This is a genomic window from Parachlamydia sp. AcF125 (assembly GCF_018342475.1).
Lineage (GTDB): Bacteria > Chlamydiota > Chlamydiia > Chlamydiales > Parachlamydiaceae > Parachlamydia.
Map to the genome: position 1 here is coordinate 276,305 of NZ_JAEMUD010000001.1, position 20,579 is coordinate 296,883.

Annotated in this window: 18 protein-coding genes; 10 read left to right on the forward strand and 8 right to left on the reverse strand. The window is 39.4% G+C overall.

Features of this window, described 5'->3' with window-relative positions:
- Window positions 1-417: 417 nt before the first annotated feature.
- Together mutY and waaF are read right to left on the reverse strand one after the other, a co-directional pair.
- On the reverse strand, window positions 418-1,476 hold the full coding sequence (gene mutY, locus PARA125_RS01150; protein ID WP_349305636.1) for an A/G-specific adenine glycosylase: 1,059 nt from the start codon (window positions 1,474-1,476) through the stop codon (window positions 418-420).
- The gene (waaF, locus tag PARA125_RS01155) at window positions 1,473-2,534 is read right to left on the reverse strand and encodes a lipopolysaccharide heptosyltransferase II (RefSeq protein WP_213156899.1); all 1,062 of its coding nucleotides are present in this window, start codon (window positions 2,532-2,534) and stop codon (window positions 1,473-1,475) included. Before waaF ends, mutY begins: the two co-directional genes overlap by 4 nt.
- A gap of 144 nt (window positions 2,535-2,678) precedes the next feature.
- Between waaF and PARA125_RS01160 the strand changes: the two genes are divergently transcribed.
- The 3 genes from PARA125_RS01160 to ruvA are packed head-to-tail and all read left to right on the forward strand — an operon-like array spanning window position 2,679 to window position 5,294.
- On the forward strand, window positions 2,679-4,172 hold the full coding sequence (locus PARA125_RS01160; protein WP_249274103.1) for a coiled-coil domain-containing protein: 1,494 nt from the start codon (window positions 2,679-2,681) through the stop codon (window positions 4,170-4,172).
- Window positions 4,165-4,674, forward strand: a complete 510-nt coding sequence (ruvC, locus tag PARA125_RS01165; RefSeq protein WP_213156901.1) for a crossover junction endodeoxyribonuclease RuvC — start codon at window positions 4,165-4,167, stop codon at window positions 4,672-4,674. Before PARA125_RS01160 ends, ruvC begins: the two co-directional genes overlap by 8 nt.
- Before the next feature lie 14 nt (window positions 4,675-4,688).
- Window positions 4,689-5,294: a Holliday junction branch migration protein RuvA gene (gene ruvA / locus PARA125_RS01170; protein WP_213156902.1), complete on the forward strand. Its 606-nt coding sequence runs from the start codon at window positions 4,689-4,691 to the stop codon at window positions 5,292-5,294.
- Between the two features lie 137 nt (window positions 5,295-5,431).
- Here the strand turns inward: ruvA and yajC are convergent, their stop codons facing one another.
- The 4 genes from yajC to PARA125_RS01190 form a co-directional block, all read right to left on the reverse strand.
- The gene (gene yajC, locus PARA125_RS01175; protein WP_213156903.1) at window positions 5,432-5,824 is read right to left on the reverse strand and encodes a preprotein translocase subunit YajC; all 393 of its coding nucleotides are present in this window, start codon (window positions 5,822-5,824) and stop codon (window positions 5,432-5,434) included.
- Between the two features lie 29 nt (window positions 5,825-5,853).
- The gene (gene tgt / locus PARA125_RS01180; RefSeq protein WP_213156904.1) at window positions 5,854-6,963 is read right to left on the reverse strand and encodes a tRNA guanosine(34) transglycosylase Tgt; all 1,110 of its coding nucleotides are present in this window, start codon (window positions 6,961-6,963) and stop codon (window positions 5,854-5,856) included.
- Window positions 6,964-7,148: 185 nt separating this feature from the next.
- Entirely contained in the window at window positions 7,149-8,603 is a 1,455-nt protein-coding gene (rlmD, locus tag PARA125_RS01185; protein WP_213156905.1) for a 23S rRNA (uracil(1939)-C(5))-methyltransferase RlmD, read from the reverse strand.
- A 126-nt stretch (window positions 8,604-8,729) separates the two neighbouring features.
- The gene (locus PARA125_RS01190; RefSeq protein WP_213156906.1) at window positions 8,730-8,969 is read right to left on the reverse strand and encodes a hypothetical protein; all 240 of its coding nucleotides are present in this window, start codon (window positions 8,967-8,969) and stop codon (window positions 8,730-8,732) included.
- Window positions 8,970-9,351: 382 nt separating this feature from the next.
- Between PARA125_RS01190 and PARA125_RS01195 the strand changes: the two genes are divergently transcribed.
- Window positions 9,352-10,695, forward strand: a complete 1,344-nt coding sequence (locus PARA125_RS01195; protein ID WP_249274104.1) for a UTP--glucose-1-phosphate uridylyltransferase — start codon at window positions 9,352-9,354, stop codon at window positions 10,693-10,695.
- Window positions 10,696-10,717: 22 nt separating this feature from the next.
- Here the strand turns inward: PARA125_RS01195 and PARA125_RS01200 are convergent, their stop codons facing one another.
- Window positions 10,718-12,388: a DUF4135 domain-containing protein gene (locus tag PARA125_RS01200; protein ID WP_213156908.1), complete on the reverse strand. Its 1,671-nt coding sequence runs from the start codon at window positions 12,386-12,388 to the stop codon at window positions 10,718-10,720.
- Between the two features lie 678 nt (window positions 12,389-13,066).
- Between PARA125_RS01200 and PARA125_RS01205 the strand changes: the two genes are divergently transcribed.
- The 4 genes from PARA125_RS01205 to PARA125_RS01220 all read left to right on the forward strand — a co-directional run bounded on the left by PARA125_RS01205 (window position 13,067) and on the right by PARA125_RS01220 (window position 14,869).
- Window positions 13,067-13,426 (forward strand): COG3415 family protein, encoded by a 360-nt coding sequence (locus PARA125_RS01205; RefSeq protein WP_213156909.1) that lies wholly within the window; start codon window positions 13,067-13,069, stop codon window positions 13,424-13,426.
- Window positions 13,427-13,529: 103 nt separating this feature from the next.
- The gene (locus PARA125_RS01210; RefSeq protein WP_213156910.1) at window positions 13,530-13,880 is read left to right on the forward strand and encodes a transposase; all 351 of its coding nucleotides are present in this window, start codon (window positions 13,530-13,532) and stop codon (window positions 13,878-13,880) included.
- A 70-nt stretch (window positions 13,881-13,950) separates the two neighbouring features.
- Window positions 13,951-14,349, forward strand: coding sequence for a transposase (locus PARA125_RS01215; protein ID WP_213156911.1), 399 nt, complete (start codon window positions 13,951-13,953; stop codon window positions 14,347-14,349).
- A gap of 94 nt (window positions 14,350-14,443) precedes the next feature.
- The gene (locus PARA125_RS01220; RefSeq protein ID WP_213156912.1) at window positions 14,444-14,869 is read left to right on the forward strand and encodes a hypothetical protein; all 426 of its coding nucleotides are present in this window, start codon (window positions 14,444-14,446) and stop codon (window positions 14,867-14,869) included.
- 997 nt (window positions 14,870-15,866) lie between these two features.
- On the opposite strand, the gene PARA125_RS01225 is transcribed toward PARA125_RS01220, so the two are convergent.
- Window positions 15,867-17,495 carry a DUF4135 domain-containing protein gene (locus PARA125_RS01225; protein WP_213156913.1) on the reverse strand — a complete coding sequence of 543 codons (1,629 nt, stop codon included), beginning with the start codon at window positions 17,493-17,495 and terminating at the stop codon, window positions 15,867-15,869.
- Between the two features lie 596 nt (window positions 17,496-18,091).
- Between PARA125_RS01225 and PARA125_RS01230 the strand changes: the two genes are divergently transcribed.
- Together PARA125_RS01230 and PARA125_RS01235 are read left to right on the forward strand one after the other, a co-directional pair.
- Window positions 18,092-18,520, forward strand: a complete 429-nt coding sequence (locus PARA125_RS01230) for a hypothetical protein (RefSeq protein WP_213156914.1) — start codon at window positions 18,092-18,094, stop codon at window positions 18,518-18,520.
- Between the two features lie 841 nt (window positions 18,521-19,361).
- The gene (locus PARA125_RS01235; RefSeq protein ID WP_213156915.1) at window positions 19,362-20,561 is read left to right on the forward strand and encodes a tetratricopeptide repeat-containing glycosyltransferase; all 1,200 of its coding nucleotides are present in this window, start codon (window positions 19,362-19,364) and stop codon (window positions 20,559-20,561) included.
- The last annotated feature ends 18 nt before the right edge of the window (window positions 20,562-20,579 follow it).

Consider the following 20,579-nt stretch of genomic DNA (forward strand, 5'->3'; position numbering starts at 1 on the left):
TTTATTAATGCCCTCTTTAGAAAAGACATGCCATTTTATGAAGTAGCAGGCTTAATTGCAAAACATCGTGCTGAAAACTAATCTAATTTTCTATCAACAGAAAAAGAGATAGCTATTAGCTATCCCCATAAATTAAAAGACAGGAAAATCCAACTTTACCCAAAAAAGTAAAAAAACTAGTTAACAAAAAAAACTCAAAATAACCCTTGATTTGACTAATAAGAGCACAACCGGTGGGGACGCCAAAGAAAAAGAGGGAGGGATAAGGTGCGAGGCGGCAAATGCTAAAGTGCTAAGGCGACTTATTCACTAGACTTGGGTTTGTTTGTAGAAATTCAGAACGAGTTTGGCATTTTTCTCAGAAGATAGCCGGCCAGCTAGGTTAAAGGGCTGAAAATTAAACATAAATCTCTCCGTTCAGGTTATTAAGTTTAAAATTTTCCTGTGCCCTGAAGAGAACGCTAATTTTTTTAGCTCCACAATCTCCAGCCACTCATACCCCTCCACCTTCGGCTCGACTAAGGATTGAAAAACTTCTGGAAATAGCGTCACATGGTATTTAGTAAACCCATGCGTGATCATTTTTATAGAAGCTTGATGCTTGACAGACAGCTTTAAGCTGCCATAGATCTTGTCCTTAAACTCTTGAATCTGAATTCCCTCTTTATTGACTTCAAAGTAAGGAAATTCATATAAATCGCCCATAATTTTACCCTTCTCTCCCCTCTTAACAAGCAGCTTTTTTTCATATTGGATGATGGGGACAGCTCGGAAAAGCTTTATAACCTGGATTTTGGAAGACTTGACGGGACGTTCAGCAACGGTTCCATGCCGATAAGCTAAACAAGAAGACTGCAGAGGACATTTTTGGCATTCTGCCTTTTTTTTACACACTGTCGCTCCAAGTTCAATTAAAGCTTCGTTTATCACCCAATGCCCTTCATCGGGAAGAATAGACAAAACCAACTGGCGGAGCATTTGAACCGTTTTAGGTTTACTAACGTCATCAGAAAGATTAAAGTAACGTGTCAGCACACGCATCACATTTCCATCTACTGCTGCACTTTTTTGATGAAAAGCAAAGCTAAGAATTGCCCCTCTTGTATAGGGTCCCAGTCCTTTGATTTTTTTTAACTCTTCTTCTTGCTCAGGCAGCTGACCATTCCAATGGAGTAAGACAAATTGGGCTGCTTCATGCAAATGGCGCGCTCGAGAATAATACCCTAGCCCCTCCCAAGCTTTAATCACACGATCTAAGGAAGCTTCGGCTAACGCTCCAATTGTGGGAAATAGCGTCATCCACCGCTCGAAATAAGGGATTACAACCGATACCTGCGTCTGCTGCAGCATCACTTCTGAGACCCAGATCGCGTAAGGATCCATCCTATTTCTCCAGGGGAGGTCTCTTTTGTACTCTAAAAACCATCTTCGAAGAGAGAGGTGATCGAAATGCCTTGATAACATACAAAAGTTCATTCCCTATGGAGGAGTTGCTGCCGAATAGCTTGGTAGACTTCATCCACTTCAATCTTCTTCATGCAACGAAAGTCGATGGGACAAACCCGTTTGTAACAGGGGGAACATTCCACTGAATGCTGAATCACTTTTCCTTTTGGCAATGGTCCTGTTTTAAGTGGATTTGTAGATCCAAATAAAGCCACTAAAGGCACTCCTAAAGCCGCAGCTACATGCATCGGACCACTGTCATTGGTTAAAATCACGGCACATTTTTGCATGAGAGCCATCAGCTCTCGAATAGACGTCTTTCCTGCTAAATTTAAAACACGCTCAGGAAAGTTCTGGCAAATGCGATTGACGAGAGGAGCCCCTGCCTGATCGCCAAAGTATACAATGGCAACTTTAGGGTCTTCAAGCAAACGTTTTGTGACTTCTTCAAAACGCTCTGGTAACCAACATTTCGCAGAGCCATAAGCGGCTCCAGGATTAATTCCAATCAAAGTCTGGCGGGAAGGGTCGACCCCATTTCGCAACAGCATGTCAAAAGCAGTATTTTGTTCATTTTCTGTTACATAAAGCTTAGGAACTGTATCAGAAACCGAAATGCCTACTGATTGCAATAGCATTTTATAAGTAAGGGTGAGATGCTGGGATTCTCGATTAGCTGGAAATGACAAAGCTTTTTGCATTAAAAAACGGCGAAAATTTGCTGCATACCCGATCCGGTTTTGCACATTTCCACGCCAAAACCACCAAGCAGAAGAAAAAGAATTTGTCAGCAAAATACCTAAATCGTACTCTCCCCGCCGCAACTTTTCTATAATTGCCAGATGTTGGCCGCGGTGGATCCATCCACTGGGTCGATGGTAGCTAAAAACTTCATCAATATAAGGGTCACTTTTCAGAAGAGGCGCTACGTTAGATTGACACATCGCGGTAATTTTGCTATCTGGCCATTTATGTCGCAAATCAGCTAAAATAGGAGTGGCCATAACAAGATCGCCTAGCCAATTTGGCATCCGAACAATAATATTTCGTGGATTTTCAGAAGGCCATTGTGATTCAATATTAGACATAACGTTTTCCGAATCATGAAAAAAGATAAGTTTAACAAAATTTGCTAAATTGAACAACTCCCCTTTCTGGTCCTTTTCGATTGATCTTCTATGGGCAAATCCTTATCTTTCCACAAAGCGACGTTGTTACATTGGAGTGTAGAGTTGAATAAAAAAAACCATACAGAAGAAGAAGTACAAAGTGTCTTGGAAGATTTTTCCCAGCCAAGCCCCCAGGTTTACGACCTTGCGCAAGAGTCCCCTCACTTGCAAGCACAGGCCGAATTAACTGAAGAAAATAATGAAATTAAGCTAAAAAATTTACTTTCAATTCAACAGCTCATTGAAAAACATCAAAGTGAACAACACGAAATCCAAAGAAAACTTGATCTAGCTCTTCAGCAGCTTGAGCACTATGACGACAGTTTTGCTTTACTCCAAGAGGAAAATAGCCAGCTTAAGCAGATGCAAAAAATAAATAGCCAGAATGACGATAAAAAAATGTTGGAGAAACGTTTATCAGAAAGTCATAAGCATGCCGAGCAGTTGGACAGAGTGATCCATTTTCTTAGGGAAAGATTGGAAGAAGCTAACTTAGAGGCCCGCCAGCTTAAAGAAGATTATCAAAAATCTCAAGACTTGCTTTTAGAAACTACTTCTGAAAAAGAGCATGTTAAGTCTCTATTAGCCGAGGAACAGCAGGCTAAAACGGAAGCTTTAGAAGAAGTTGCTGCTCTAAGCGATCAATTTTCCGCACTCAAAAATCATGTCTATGAGGCCGAAAGAAAACTTCAAGAAATCCAACAAGAACTAGACACCTATAAAGATCGTGAACGCTCACTTCGAGAGGAGGCGGCCGGACTGCAGCATGTGAAAACTGAGCTGGAGGCTGCTTTGCAAAAAGAAACCCAACTTTCCCATCAGGTGAAAGCCCAAAGTCATGAGATTTTGACAAAATTTACTCAATTAAAAGAAGAAGTGGAACAATTACAATCCCATACAGACCAAGCGGCACTTGCTCACCTTGCCATAAGCTCTCAGCTAGCACAATCTCAAGAGCTGCTCAAAGAAAAAGAAATCAAGCTTAAAGAGATCCAGCAGTCCCTTAATGCCCATACAGAAGAAAAACAAAAACACGACCAGATTCTAGTGACTTTACAAGCCCAAATTCAAGAACTTGAAGCAAGCTTGCAATCAGCTGAACTTCATCTCGCTAAAAAGGTAAGAGAAATTGCTTTGTATCAAGAAAGCTATGAAGAGCAAAAATTAAACCTTCAAGGAATGGAAAATACTCATCGGCATGATGAGGAAAAAATCGTGGAGCTTCAACAGAAAATCGATGCGTCTAAACAAGTCGAGGCTCAACTAGAAAAACGAGCCAAACAATGGGAGCAACAATACCTTGAAATGCATGAAAAATGGCAAAAAGCAGAGATACGGAATGAAGAGCTTAAAACGGTTGAGATAAAGCACAATCAAATGCAAACCATTTTAAAAAATTTGGAAGCCTTAATTGGCTCTCCTTTATTACCCCCGACAGAAACAGAAAAGAATGTTTCCTTATCGTTTAACCATGAGCCAAAGCAAATAAGTGAACCTTCACTTTTTGATTTGAAAGATTACGCATTTTCCAAACCTAGAGATACTTTTTTTGACTAAGACTTTAAAAACTATTCTTGGAATTGATCCAGGGACAAGAATCACAGGATATGGAATCGTTTCTTTCGACGGATTTAATTTTTCTGCTCTTGATTATGGATGCATACGCCCACCAGCCTCTCTTAAACTTAGCGATCGTTACTTCATTATCTACGAGGGTATCGCGCATTTGTTAGAAAAGCATGCAATAGATGCCCTTGTAGTAGAGACGCAATTTGCAAGTAAAGCAAATCCCCAAAGTGGAATTAAGCTAGGAATGGCTCGGGGTGCTATCATCATCGCAGCCAAAAAATATCAGATTCCTATTTACGAATATCCTCCTACTCAAGTTAAATTAGCTGCTGTAGGATATGGCCATGCAAGCAAACACCAAGTTCAAGCCATGATTCAAAACCAATTTCGTTTGAATCAAATGCCTCCTCCAGATGCTGCCGATGCTTTGGCTTTAACCTTATGCTATATGTATTCTCATAAAAATAAACAGGCCTTTTCTGAGCTTTGATTTAAGGACTCACCATGTATGACTATTTAAAGGGAGTTTTAATTGCTGCTTCCCCTACCTCTGTTGTGATTGAAGCGGGAGGTATCGGTTATAAGATTTTTATTCCAACTAGCACTTTTGGTAAATTAGCGGCAATCGGACAAAGTGTGAAACTCTATATTTCCTTTGTAATTCGCGAACAATCTCACACGTTATTTGGTTTTTTCTCAGCTGAAGAGCGAGAACTATTTGAAACTCTACTCACTGTTTCAGGCATAGGACCCAAAACGGCTGTTGCCTTAATTGGATACCTCTCCTCTACTCAATTGAGCGCAGCTATCTATAGCCACGACATAACTGCCCTTTCTAAAGTACCTGGCGTAGGTAAAAAAACAGCAGAACGCTTAATCGTCGAATTGAAAGATAAACTTACTAAAACGGGGGTTCATCCAGCTGTGGAAGCAGTGGCAGCTTCCCCTCTTTCAGAAAAAAGTCAGACAATTGTAGATGCTCTCAACGCTCTTATCCATTTAGGTTATAATCAGGCTGTAGCTAAGCAAGCTATCCAAAAAACTTTGAAAGAATATTCCCCTGACATTGATTTGGCCACGTTGATTACAGCCACTCTAAAACATATTTGATCTAAATTTTGGGTATTTGCTCGTCTATCTCCAGAATGTTTCGTCCTCACCGGCACGATTTTTTCGAAGAAAATAGCCAGCCGCTTACTTTAAAAGCGGCTAAAAATCAGGAAGAAAAAGCTCAAGCTCTAGGTTATTTAGTCGCTCTTTTCATCCTTGAGCTCTTCAACAGGTGTTGCAGAAAGAACTTCTGTAATCCCTGCTTTGATAACTTCAATTTTTGAACCGTCCACCATTCGAAGAATCACCGTCTGCTCGAGAATTTTGTCAATTGTCCCCACAATCCCCATAGCCACAACGCGATCTCCTTTTTTTAAGGCATTGCGCTGCTCTTCCAGAGCTTTTCTCCGTTTTTGCTCTGGCCGCCATAAAATGAGGTAAAAGCACGCAAGCAAGACACCTATCATGACAAGCGTTTGCCAAAAACTTTGATCTCTCGAAGGAGGAAGATCTTCTTCATTAGCCGCAAACAGCCCACTTTCCACGATCATCAATTGAGCCATGATTAAAAAATAAAGGGTCTTTTTCATGAAATGCATTCCTTGCGGGTAAACGCGCTTTAATTAGGGTAAATGGCGCAAATTTTTTGGTAATATTCATTTAAAGTATCATTTCGAATAGCTTGCCGCAATTTAGCCATGAAATCAAGATAAAAGGCTAAATTTTGCATGGAAACAAGTGTTAATCCTGTAATCTCATCCACATTTAACAAGTGGCGGATGTAGGCTTTGGAAAATTGCGAAGTATAGCAATCAATCTCTGGGTCCAAAGGGGTAAAATCATCCGCGTAGCGTCCAGCTTTTATAGTGAGTTTACCTGACCATGTAAAGGCTGTCCCATTGCGCGCATTCCGCGTGGGCATCACACAGTCAAACATATCCACGCCTCGCATAACCGCTTCAATAATATTGCGAGGCGTACCCACCCCCATCAAATAGCGAGGTTTATGGCTTGGCAAGCAAGGCACCGTATGCTCAATCATCGCATTCATAATATCGCTAGGCTCTCCCACAGCCAATCCCCCAATTGCATAGCCTTCACAGTTTAAGCTGCTTAACATTTCGGCGGACTGTCGACGCAAATCAGGATATACGCCACCTTGAACGATTCCGAAAAGATTTTGGTAAGGTTGCAGCTCAAAATCGCGGCATACTTTTGCCCAAAGGTGGGTACGATCTAAAGCCTGCTCCATCTTGCTTCTTTCACAAGGATAGGGAGAGCATTGGTCAAAGGTCATCACGATATCGGCCCCGAGCACCCTTTGAATTTGCATACTTTCAGTCGGCCCTAAAAAAAGCTGCGAGCCATCAATATGAGACTGAAAATAAACTCCTTCATTCGCTACCTGATTCAAACTGGCCAATGAAAAAACCTGAAATCCACCTGAATCAGTTAAAATGGGGCGATCCCAATTCATAAAACGGTGCAATCCCCCGGCTTTTGACATGATATCCAGGTTAGGTCGAAGCATCAAATGGTAAGTATTTCCTAAAATGATCTGCGCTCCAATATCGATGAGTTGCTGGTTGGTCAATGTTTTGACGGCTGCTCGAGTTCCTACAGGCATAAAGACGGGTGTTTCAATATCCCCATGAGCCGTCTTTAGCAACCCCAGGCGCGCTTGGCAATTAGCTTCAGTTTTATGAACAGTAAATTTAAGTGATGACATAATGGTTTCCTAATTCTCTGCTTAAGCTCTCTTCATAAAAAGAAGTATATCTTATGCTTTGTCTACTAAAAAAGAAATTTCTTTGCGATTTGTGAACCCTTCCAAATTTGGCTTTAAGAGTGAAATTTAACTTTTCCATAGAATCAGGGATTTATTTTATACTTCTTCTTTTTATGAATAGATTTCTATTTTTCATCTTTTGTTAATATAGCAATATTTTCGATGTGGATTGTATGAGGAAATTGATCCACAGGCTGTACGATCTCAAGACGATACCCTTGAGAAATTAAATTCGAAATATTATCAGCTTGCGTTATCGGATTGCAAGATACATACAAAATCTTTTTAGGATTTAACTGGATTAGTTGCTGCAAAGCGTGCGGATCTAACCCAGCCCGTGGGGGATCAACCACTACTAAATCGGGCATAGGAAAAAGGTTTTTTTCTGCAATTTTGTGTAGCTGCTCATGCACAGCTCCGCATAAAAAATATACATTTGTACAACCATTTTTAGCTGCGTTTGACTGCGCATCTAATACAGCTTCTGGGCAAATCTCAACGCCGACCACAGTTTTTGCAAGCTTTGATAAACATATACTGAATGTTCCAGTTCCACAATATAAATCGTATATCGTAAGGGGGCTAGAAATAGAGGATAATTGGAGAGCCAGCGAATAAAGTTGCTCTGCTTGACGTGTGTTCGGTTGAAAAAAGGCGGACGGGCTTATATTAAATTCTAAAGGGATAGGCTGCTCTTTTGAATGGCTTTGAATGTAAAGTATTTCGCGGATGTGATCGGGACCATAGAGCACCATTTCGTAAAATTGGGTCGCCATCCCTTTTGCAATTTGCTGAATGCGTAAGAAGATACTTAAATGGCATTCTGGACGTTCTGGCTCAAGGCGTTGGCGAAGAATAGCCACAAAAAATTCTAAATCGCTTTTATGCAAGGCATAATCAGCATTACCTGACACTGTCAAAATGATCATTCGATCCCCTGTTCTTTGCCCTTCTCGAAGGGTTAAAGTTCTGAGGGATCCTGTATTACGATAATGATGATAAGCATCTAGCTTGGACGATTCCCACCATTCTCTAACAGCTTTTAAAGCCTCCACAAACCAGCTGTGAGTTAAGTGACATTCAGTTAGATTAAAAACTTTTCCTCGGCTTGAATCCATGATTAATCCCAAATATTTATTTTGAGACAAATCAGTGGAGAAGGAAAATTCCATTTTATTGCGAAATTGCCATGGATTCTGGCAGGGAACAATCGGCAAAAATTGAACATGGGGGGTTAGAAAAGGGGCAAATAAGGTCCGAATGTTTTGCTCTTTAATTTGCAGCTGCTTTTCGTACTCTAATTGCTGCCATCGGCATCCTCCGCAGGTCCCAAAGTGGCTACATTTGGCAGGAATGCGAGAAGGAGACGGTTTGAGCACCTCTTCAAGCTTGCCCAGTTGCTTTTTCGCTCTCCTTTTAAACTGAACTAATGCTTTAATTCGATCGCCGGGAATAGAAAAAGGCACTTCAAGGGAAAGATTGTTCTGTTCCTCATTTTTTAAAATCCCCTTTCCATTCCCCTTTTTTGAAAAATCCACAATGTCCAGTTCCCAGGATTGGGCCTGCTTGAATGCTTTCATTCTCTTCTCTTTTTTAATCAATCGATGATTTACTGAATAAGATTAATAAAAAAAAAGAAATAAAGCAACCTTCAGTTACACGACACAGGGGGAAAATAGGCAAAAAATTTATTTTAGAAAGCCTTTTCAGTGAGTCAGACTATCGTAAAAATCGTCTTCTCTTTTACCGGCCCAAGAAGTATCTGTAGGACGAACCTCCCCTTCAGACTCATAGCGTCGCAGGGCGTAAACTCTAGCAGGATAACAAGGGGAAGCAGCTTGCAATTCCTCTTCCTCTTTACAACCTACTTTGCTATCGTTTGATTCATCGCTTTGTAGAGATGCTGTGATCAACAATAAAAAAAATCCACATAGAAATTTTTTCATAAGCCCTCCCAAATTAATAAATCACTTCATTCATAGCTATAATCGATATTTCCTTTGAATTCAAACTCAATCATCCCTTTCCATCCGCCCCTTTCCATCCGAGCAGGCAACTTTCTTACGGTTAATTACCTAAAAACTTTAAAATAAAGTTCAAGCAAAAGGATTCAAATAAAATGGCAAAACACTTAATGTGCCCCTATTGAAAAAATATTTCCCCAAACTTTTTGTCTTTGCAGAAAAACTTTGCGCTCCCTATTCTAGCAATTTTATTAAACCCTTCACCCCTAAATACAACGAGCCAAACTCGCGTGAACTGTATGGATGCTTTTATTCTATTTTCAGGGATGGCCTTTAACTTCCGATTATGAAAAATCCATCGATAATGGAAAAATTAACTTTAATAGAGCAGCAGCATTTATTAAAAAATTGGAACAACCTTTCTGAAGATTCTAAAAAAATACTTGCGAAGCAGATTGAAGCAATCGATATCGCTGTTTTTCACCAACAAAAAAAAGCTATTCAAAACCCTCCCCAAAGCCATTCTACCCCCCTCTCTTCTTTTCATGACTATCAAGAAGCAGGCAATCCTCTCTTAAAAGCAGAAGGGCAAGCTCTAATTGCTGAGGGGAAAGTAGGATGCCTGATTGTCGCTGGAGGGCAAGGGACACGCCTAAAGATAGATGGGCCGAAAGGGATATTCCCTATTTCCCTTATTCAACGTAAAAGCCTATTTCAGCTATTTGCGGAAAAAACTTTAGCCGCTAGCAAGCAAGGGGGAACAGCTCTTCCTCTAGCTATTATGACTTCGCCACTTAACCACCAAGAAACCCTCCATTTTTTTGACCGTCACCACTATTTTGGCCTTTCAGCAGATCAGCTCTCTTTTTTCTCTCAAGGAATGCTTCCTTTTTTAGACGATAGAGGATCTCTTTTTCTAGAAGAAATCGACCGGATTGCTTTTGGCCCAGATGGTAACGGCATGTCTTTAGTTCATTTCTATAAAAGTGGAATTTGGGAAAAATGGCACAATCAAGAAGTGCAGTGGGTGAACTATATTTTAATTGATAACCCTTTGGCAGACCCCTTCGATGCAGAGCTGGTCGGTTTTCATGCCGACCAAAATCTAGAAATCTCCATTAAGTGCATTCCTCGTCTGAATACTCAAGAAAAAGTGGGAATCATTGTCAAAAAAGAAGGGAAAACGGAAGTGATTGAATATACGGAAGTTCCCCCTCATGAAAGGGAAGCTCGCCTGCCAAATGGGCAGTTAAAACACCCTTGTGCCAATATCAGCCTATTTTGCTTCTCAATGGATTTTATTAAAAAATACGTCGACACAGGCAAAACGTTGCCTTTACATGTGAATTGGAAACCTGCCAAGTGCTTGAACACGAGTGGGGAAAAGTCTCTTCCTACTTTTCAGAATGCTTGGAAGTTTGAAACCTTCATTTTTGATCTTTTGCCTGAAACTTCCCGAGTTAAGGGCCTCCTATATAGGCGGGAAGATTGCTTTGCTCCTTTAAAAAACGACAAGGGAGAAGCAAGCCCTGAAACCGTTCGAGCTGCGCTGCTTGCTCAAGATAGAAAAATTTTGGAAAAAATTACGGGGCTACCGGCTCCTCGAGAAGCCTTCGAACTTTCACAAGATTTTCATTATCCAACCGAAGCCTTGCTCAATAAATGGGATAAACGTTGCCTAAATCGAGTTGGCTATATTGAACCTTAATTGACTTCTTACTCCCCGAGCTTTACGCACTAGTTGACTCCTGCAAGCTTCGACTTCCAATCAAGACATCCTGATAATAAAGGCAAGACGTTTGGCTATCATAGTAAAAAACGGGGATGTCTCTATTAAAAAAATCTACCCTAGCTTGTTCTCTTATTTGATCTAAGTTATCGTCATGAAAAGTGAATTGCTGTTTTTCGACCGCGTCTTTCATAGCGTCTAAAAAAGCTTTCATTGTATTTTCTTGAGCGGGATCAACCCGGGGAGAAAGAGTTGTTAAAGAGGTCGTTCTCAATAAAATAAACCGCCCTCTTTTTTCTTCTAAAGTTTGACGAATTTCTTCTATTCTTTCCTCATACACCCCCTCTTCACATTCTTCAGATATATCTATTCTTCCTAATAAGTCTTCTACATCAATCTCTGCGAGCTTTAAGTGTTCCTCTGTAATCTCGTAGTCAAAAAGCCGGGCAAGCTCGTCCCTATCTTCTTTCTGGGAAAGCTCGTCCCTCTCTGCTTTTTCTAAAATTTCTTTTCGATAACTATCAGTAAACACAAGGCGATTTAATCCTCTCCAAGAAGGATTTCTCCCATGAGAAACATCAAAATGAAACGCTGCTCCATCAGCTGGTGAGAAAATGCCGCTTCCAGCTTTCTCGAAATCAGGAATTAAAAATACTTCTGCATCAATTAAATGAGGAGATTTATTAGAAGTTATAATGTTTAGATAATGCAAGTCAGAGAGCCCTAACCTTTCAGCAATTTTTTCTAACACACATAATTTTTTAAAGTAAATAAGTAGCTCTTCCCGACTATCAATGGTATTATTGTCGGGTACATTTTCAAGAACTTCGCAATAGCCATAGAAACAGTCAGGTCCCCCCTCCTCATCTTCACAATCAAGCACTTTATAAGTCCCAAACCCAAAATTTTTTAATAATCCTTCCCTCTTATCACACAATAATCGCTCGGGTAACATAGAGCGAGGTTTATAAATAAGCTCTTGACCATTGCTAAAAATTAACTTAAAAGGAATTTTTCCTTTGCAGTGAGTCTCCTTTCCTAAAGCCACCATTTCTCTAAGCGTCTCGCCTCCTGCTATTCCTAAATACTCCAATTTTTCCTGTCTACTATCGATATCTACTCTTTTTTTTATTTGACTAATCAAGGATGAGAAGTTAGAGAGGATGCTTTCAATCATTTTAATCTGAGAGCTTTCTAACGCTCCTTCCATACTACTTACCTCGTATATTTTTTCGGACAAATGAGCTTTAAGGCTATTCTTGCTTTTTTCCCCTAACTGGGCGACAATCCTATTTGACAAGAGAAAAGCGTGAACTTTTTTTTCCACATACATTTTCGCTTCTCTGTCTTGTCCAGAGTTGATGTAGGCTTGAATTTTTGCAAGTTCTTTTGCAGGAAATAAAGGCTGATTTTGTTTCCTGTAGAGATAAAAAATATAAGCCCCTCCCAATAAACCTGTGGCAGTAAGCGAAGCGAGAAAAATTTTGGGATGCTCCCTAGGAATATTTTGGGCTTTCGAAAAAACAACGGTAGAAACAACTTTTACCTTTTCTATAATTGCTTGCCTAGGAAGTGTAATCAGAGAAAAATGAGGGGTTATTGCAACGGGAGAACTAAAAGAGAGAGGGCTTGAGTTGTTTATAGGCAAATTGCCTGGGATGTCTCTAGGCATTTTTTGACTCCTTATGTAATTTACTAAATTTTATTTTAATTATAATTTTAAAAACTATATTTTAAAATATTTATTTATAATTAATAGATTTTACAATTATTTCTTATTGCAAGTTCGAATTTTTGCGCACCTGCCCTACCTCTTCTTTAAAATGAGTATCAACCATTCCTTGCAGGTATCTCCAACACCCCAATGCTCTCTAGTTATCTTAAGCAATTCAGAAGCACTCACATAGGCTACTGATATATAAACGACTTTCTAGGGAGGCTTTCCCTTCTGTGGAGCTCTTAAAAACCGTCTATGAAAATTTTAATTGATATATAGTAATTGTTCTAATTGTTCTCACAAGGAGCAATACTATGAAAAATAAGAAACGACTTAGCTACCTGAGCGATTTGTCGCGCGGGATGCCAATGGAGGAGCCTGCCCCACGATTTTCCTCAGATGGATTGTTGAAAGAACTTTTGCTTGGCTAGGAAAATTTCGACAGCTAGCCAAGGATTAAGGGTTAATCACGGATACAAGCTTGGATATAATCTATTTGAGAATTTGTAGAATAATGTTTAAGAGATTAAGTAATTTATGCTAGTCTAGCAACAGTCTCTCAAAATCAAAATATAACATTTGTGAATGAAATTTTTCTTTCAAAAAATTTTCATTGCATTCAAAATTAGGCACATGAACTTTTTAACAGATGAAGAGAGACAACGGCTACGTGCTCAGCATAAAAAAGAACGTGATAAGCACGTTTGCGATAGTATCAAAGCCGTACTGCTTCACGATAAGGGGTGGTCTTTCCCACAAATCGCTGAAGCTTTATTGCTCTCCGATGAAGCCATCCGAAATCATATTGAAAAATATAAAATTTCTAAAAAGTTAAAACCTCAGAATGGCGGTTCTTTGGAAAAGCTTTCCCATAAACAGTCTCGACAGCTTGAAGCCCATTTGCAAGAGCATACTTATCCTTATATCAAAACATCGTTGCATATTTTCAGAGATAAATTCAGGTCAATTGGAGCTCCTGCTGCCAATTTTTGAATTTACTTCGGTTAATTGGTTCTGGATCTTGAGCCTATCCCGATATTCAAAAAAATTAGACCGCCGTTTAAGATATCTTTCTGATAAAGAAAGGAGACACAACATGGCAGGAAGATTTGAAGGATTGACAGATGCTCAATGGGAGATTTTAGAACCCTTTATGCCTAAGGAAAAAGTTTACGCGGGCAAGCCGCATACTCCTTGGAAGAAAGTCTGCAATACAATTTTTTGGATTTTGATTAATGGGGGCCGTTGGGCTGATGTTCCCATTGGAGAACAATGGGGATCAAGATCTGCTTCTCATAGATGGTTAGGACTTTGGCAAAAAGATGGCACCCTTAATAAAATTTTATCAGCTCTGCTTGAAATTGCCCATTTAGAAGGAATGCTAGATTGGGATCGCCTTGCTGCGGATGTTTTTTTTTCAGCGGAGAAGGAAGAAGGGAGGAGGTGAGCTGGTTGACTATGGCTACAAGGGAAAAGGAGTCACAACCCACCTATTAGTAGATAACGAAGGAAGTTAGGTGGCATTTGAAATAACCGGTGCTAAGGGAGATGAGAGACAGCAAGTAGAAAAGTTACTTGATTCAGTGGATGGCCTGGTGGCTACATTCTCTAAAGAAATGGGCTTATTCCCCATTTTTGAAGCAGATAAAGGGTATGATTCTAGGGAGCTAAGAGAAAAGCTGCTTAAAAGAAAAATCTATCCCTTGATTCCGTATAGGAAGATAGGAAAGCAGGAAAGCTGGAAAAAGATCGCTTCATGGGTGTTAAGAAAGCGTTGGCAAGTCGAAAGAGCGATAGCTTGGCTCCAAAGGAAATTTAGAAGGCTGGTTGTCCGTTGGGAAAGAAGACTGAAATATTGGAAGGGCTTTTTAAGTTTTGGCCTTATCCTATTTTGGATCAATCGAATATCGGGATAGGCTCTTATTATGTTTATTTGCATTTAAATTAAATTTAAATTACAATTTACTCCCACAGAATCAAGCTAATTAATTAAACAAAGAGGAGGCAAAAATGGGTGTTGATTTGTTAAAAGCAGAAATTTTCCGTGAAATTGTTGGTCCTTATCTTGAAGAAAAAACTGTAAAAGAAAAAGCAACATCTTTAGGAATTTCAGAGATCAAGTCTCTAGAAGAAAAAAATTTATTAATTAATAGCTTAGCGCAAGAAATTCTAGCTAAAATTTCCGATTACCTTAAGAAAAAAGAGGTTTTTGAGAAATATAAACATCTTCAATACTATAACTCTTCCTCTCCTTATAAGTGGTGCGTGCTGGAACAAACAGAAAAAGCCGTGGAAACCATTTATCCTTATTCTGCCGATGAAAACCTTCTCTCTAACACCTCTTCCAAACAAACGTTAGATAAATTATACCCTATTGGGGGTGCCCTTCTCCTTTGCAGTGCGGTAGCTATGGCTATATTTAGTAAGATGGAATAATGGCTTTACATGACAGATCCCTCGCCTAAAATTGAAGGTACCTAGAGATTACTCAGTTCCTTCCATCAGACGCCCAAAATATTTTAGGCGGCATTAAAAATTTCGTGAGAGTCTCCTGTTGAGAGTAACAAGAAGAAGTCCTCTCAGAAAATTTCTTTTCCGCTAATTGAGTTAACACCCCTCTTGTGCGGTAAAGGTAAAAAATCCACCCCTCCCAACTTCTGCCGCTTTGTCGCTAGGATATTGAAGAAACGGCTAACAAGCCAGCACCGGCTATCCTTTTTGCCAAACCTCCACTCCCCTCTCCCCACAGGCGTTGAAAATGCATAGCTAAAAGCCCCCTTATTTTTTGTTGCCATCTTTGCCGCAAAAGCCTAACTTTAAAAAACCTCTTAACCTAAATTTTAGTTGTTTGGGGGCGGAGATTGAAAGTAACTTGGGCATACAGAAGCAGATTTTCTCGCAAAAACGAGCAAAGTGCAATTGCTTTTAAGGCTTACTATTAAAACAAGTGCAAAATTTTTTCCAAAAGCTCAGCAACTAAAATCCCCTGAAATAGGAACTCAATAGTAGGTTCGCTTGATTTAGGTGAGCTAGGTCCAAAAAATTGGAAATAGGAAAGGGACCTAGATGAGTAAAAATTTAGTCATCTAGCGAGTGTTAAGCAATCTCTCCTTAAGAGGAGGGTGAACATTTAGGCCAATTTTATAAAAAGCGGAAGAAAAAAAGCTTAGCCTGGAAAATGCAGGGCTTAGAATACTAGAGTACCTGCGAGAAAATAAAATCTATTTTTATATAAGCCAAAGTTGTAGGGGAGGGAAATCTGTTAGGAGGCTTGGTCAATGCAGCAAGTGCAAAAGACGGGCTTAGTCTGCTCGAGCTTATCCAAAAAAAGACCTTTCTTTCCTACTTTAAAACTCATTTATATGGAATAAACGTTGCCTAAATCAAGTTGGCTATATTGAACCTTAACACAGAGTTCCTCACGGGTTAAACCCTAACTATCGCTTGGCCTTCCAATTATAACATCTTGATAATAAAGGCAAGACGTTTGGCTATCATAGTAAAAAACGGGGATGTCCCGATTAAAAAAATCTTCTCTAATTTGTGCTTTTATTTGGTCTACATTATCGCTATGAAAAGTGAAGTGCAATTTCTCAACCTCCTTTTTTATATCATCTAAAAAAATTTCCACTGCTTCCTCTTGAGAGGGATCAATCACCCTATAAGCGCCTAATAATTCGCTCGTCTTCATTAAAACAAACCGCCCTCTTCCTTGTTCTAGGCTTTGACGAATCTCTTCTATTCTTTCCTCATAATCTTCCCCTACACACGCTTCAGGCATATCTATTGTTTCTGCTAAAGTGTCCACATTAATTCCTGCAAGCCTTAAGTGTTCTTCTGTAATCCTATAATTTAGCTGGCCCCTACTTTGCCCTTTAAACACTTCTTCTTGGTAATTAGCAGTGAACCAAAGACGATTTAACCCCTGAAGAGAAGGTTCTTCCCCATCAGAAGCATCAAAATAATACGCTGCGCCGTCCTCTTTTGAAAAAATACAGCTTGTTGCTGTCTCAAAGTTAGGAATTAAAAATACTTCTAAATCAATTAAATAAGGGGACTTATTAGAAACTAGGATGTTTTGATAATGCAAATCAGAAATTCCTAAATGTTCAGCAATTTTATCTAGCATGCATAGCTTTGTAAAGTAATCGTGTAGTTCCTCTCGACTATCAAGGGTATTATCTTCGCGTTCATTTTTAAGAAGGTCGCAATAGCCATAGAAACGATCTGATCCTTCCCCCTCCTCTTCATAATCCAGGACTTTATAAGTCCCAAACCCAAAATTTTTTAATAGCCCCCTCTGCTCATCACATACTAATAGCTCGGCTAACATAGAGCGAGGTTTATAAACAAGCTCTACACGCTCTTCGTCATTGCTAAAAATTAACTTAAAAGGAATTTTTCCCTTGCAGTGAGTCTCCTTTCCTAAAGCCACCATTTCTGTAAGTCTCGCGTTTCCTTCTACTCCTAAATACGCTAATTTTCCCTTTCTACTATCGGTCTCGGCTCTTCTTTTTATTTGACCAAGAAAAGAGGAGAAATTAGAGAGGATATTTTCCACCATTTTAATCTGCGAGCTTTTTGAGGCTCCTGGTATGCTAGCTACGTCGTATATTCTCTTAGCCAAATGAGCACTAAAGCTTTCCCTGCTTTCTTCCCCTAATTGTTTGACAATTTCGTTGGACGAAAGAAAAGTATCAACAATCTTCTCCACATATTTTTCTGCTTCACTGAACTTTTTATCCTTTATATAGGCTTGAGTTATTGCAATCTCTTTCTCAGAAAAGAAAAGCTTAGGCTGTGGCAAAGGCTGATTGTGTTTTCTGGAGCGGTAAAGAGCATAAACAGCTCCTCCTAAAAGGAGTGCTGCAGAAATGGAAAGCGAAGCGAAAAAAACTTTGGGGTGCTCGCTAGGAAGCTTTCTTGCTTCCGAAAAAACCGCTTTAGAAACTGTTCTCACCTTTTCTATTACCCTTTCCCCAGGAGTGGCAATTGAAGGAAAATGATCGATTCTGCTAACGGTAGAATTAAACACGTGATTGCTTATATTATTTATAGACATTTTTGCTCCTGAGAAAAAGCTTAATTTTTATTTTAATAATAACCCTAAAAAAGATTTTTTAAAATATTTATTTAAATAAGCTAGATTTTACTATTTCTTTTTGTAAGCTCGAAATTTGAAAATTAAAATGAGTTTAAACTGATTAACTTTAGAAAATAAAATGCCAGAGCAAGCATTCACTTTACCTCTCGCGTAGGCGAGAAGTTAGCACCTATTTTTATATAAGCCAAAGTTGGAGGGGGAGAATACGGGTCCCTCCAAAACAGCCAAATGGGCTAAAGGCTCATTAATCAAATAGCCTGATTTGCTTTACCAGACTGTAAAGCGCTCTGGAAGAATGGCTTGGAATATGTTTAGTTACCTAAAAGTTTTTTCTTCGGTTCAATTTGACTGCAGGGATTTATTTACTATTTGGAACTAACTCGTGAATTTTAAAAGAGGTTTATTTTAAAAACGTCTGCCAGTTTCTTATGAAATCCCCAAGCCTCCTTCCTCCTGACTAGTTTGATTTATTTATTTACTTTTAAATAAAATTAGTTTATGATTAGCGCTACAGGCTTGAGTTAATTCACTAAATAAATGATCAGGAGGAAGAAATGGGAGTTGATGGATTAAAAGGAGAAGTTTTTCGCAAAATTGTGGGTCCTTCGCTTAAAGAAGAAGCTGTGAAAGAACAAGCCCAGCGTTTAGGAATTTCAGAAATCCACACTCTGGAAGAAAAAAACTTATTAATTAATAGCTTAGTAGGAGTAATTGAAAATAAAATTCAAGATTATTTTAGCAAAGAAGAAGTGCTTGAAAAACATACGCACCTGAGGAAATATAAAGCTTTGCCAAATTATAGGTGGTCCGTGTTGCAACAAACCAAGAAAGCGGTAGAAAACGCCTTTCCTTCTTCTTCTGATGAAAAGTTAGCCTTATCTAGCCCATCTTCTGAGCAAGTCCTAAACAACTCATTATCTATTGCTAGTCTATGCGTCATCTGCAGTGCGGTGGCAATAGCGATATTTAGAAAGATGGGATAATAGACCTTTATACAGCTGCTCTCTCGCCCGAAGCAAAGGATTTGAAGGATTACGACAACCCTATTCCATTCGAGTTCAAAATCACTGAGAGAGCATTGAAACCCTAAAATACTTTGTATTTAGTTTGACACCAGCAGGCGATTCTCTTTGAAAATCTTCTCTTTTTCACTATCTGCCTTGGAAGTTCTCTTATGGGATCGAGGCAGAATTTGCCGCACCCTACCTTTTGCCAACTATAAGAATGTGGCCACCGAATTTTTTAATGCTTTATGGTAAATTTTTTTTGCTAAGGAGGGATTTTAGCAAACCCTAAGCAGCTAATTTTTCTTTTTGCAGCCTTTCTTTTTTACCCTTTTCAAGCCCCGCACTCTTTACATACTTAAAAGAGGATCGATTTCCAATTTTGCTTGCCACCTCTCCCCGTAGCAAAATACTTAAAGGCGCCTTTAGTCCGAACTGCTTCTTACCAGGCAGCTTTAGTCCTATTAAAACGCCCTGCTCATACGAAGCATGGAAAAGGCATAGCTAGCTAAAAATTGCTGCAGCTAGGCCGCCTTATATAAGCGATACGCTACAAATGATCAGCCAAAATTCGAGGCATTAGGTTTATTGCCACCTTTCCTGCAAAAGCCTACATTTAAAAACAGGCTCCTTAAGGCAACTTCTGTGGAGACGTGTAAGGAAATTTGAGAAGAGACTTTAGCACGCATAGCAAAATTTCTTTGCAAAAAATAGCAAATTGCTATTTTAAGGGCTGCCCTCTTAAGTTAAAAGCAGTGGAAGGCTAACAAATACAAAATCCTCCTTAAACTTAGCCCATCACGTTTGATAGGAGCTTAAAATGTTTGCGAAATCCTGGAGTTATTTTTTATTGGTTTTTCTTAGTTTGCACTTTTTTGTAAGCGCAGATTCTTATGAAAAGAAAACCGTCTGTTTAAATATGATCGTTAAGAATGAAAGCGCGGTCATTCAACGCTGTCTTGCCTCTGTAAAACCCCTTATCGATTACTGGGTGATTGTAGATACGGGCTCAACGGATGGCACCCAAGAAATGATTCAAGCATTCATGAAGGATATTCCTGGAGAGTTACACGAACGCCCTTGGAAAAACTTTGGGCATAACCGCACAGAGGCCCTTGAGCTTGCGCAAAGCAAGGGGGACTATCTCTTATTCATCGATGCAGATGAAGTTTTATTGTATGCGCCCGATTTTAAATTTCCTCATCTCGATAAAGATTTTTACTACGTCACAACTGAATATTCAGGCACCCATTACGCCCGAGTTCAGCTCATTAATAACCATCTAAAGTGGAAATGGGTAGGAGTTTTACACGAAACTGTCGAATGCCCTCAAGCCTCCGCTTCCGAAACAATGCAAGGATTAACCAATTTTGTGCATACAGATGGTTTTCGCTCCCAAGACCCTCAAAAATTTTTAAAAGATGCGCAGATTTTAGAAAGCGCTTTAGCCGAAGACCCCCACAATAGCCGCTATGTCTTTTATCTCGCCCAATCCTATAAAGATGCAAAGGAATACGAAAAAGCGATTGCCTATTACGAGCAACGGATCAAGATGGGAGGATGGGATCAAGAAATTTTTTGGTCTAAATTGCAGATTGCTCTCTTGCAAGAGCTTTTAAATAAAGAACCTGACATAGTCACAAACGGTTATCTAAATGCTTATTTTTATCGACCTACGCGCCTTGAACCTTTATACCGTTTAGCAAGCTATTATCGGCGAAATGAAAAATACCCTGAAGGTTATCAAATTGCCTGCTTGGGCCTTCATCTCCGTCCTCCACCCGATAGCCTTTTTGTCGAGCGGTGGATGTATAACTATGGTCTACTTTTAGAATATTCCCTTTGTGCTTACTGGACAGAAAGGTACCAAGAATCCTTATTAGCCTCCTACCTTATTCTCTCCAACCCAAACCTCCCTGTAGAAATTAAGACATGCCTTCAAAGCAATCTGAAATGGATTCATGCCAAATTAGAGGAAGCGGTGGAAACTCATAAAAATGCCCTCTTTCAAAAGCAGTGAAGGAAAATTTCACTCTCT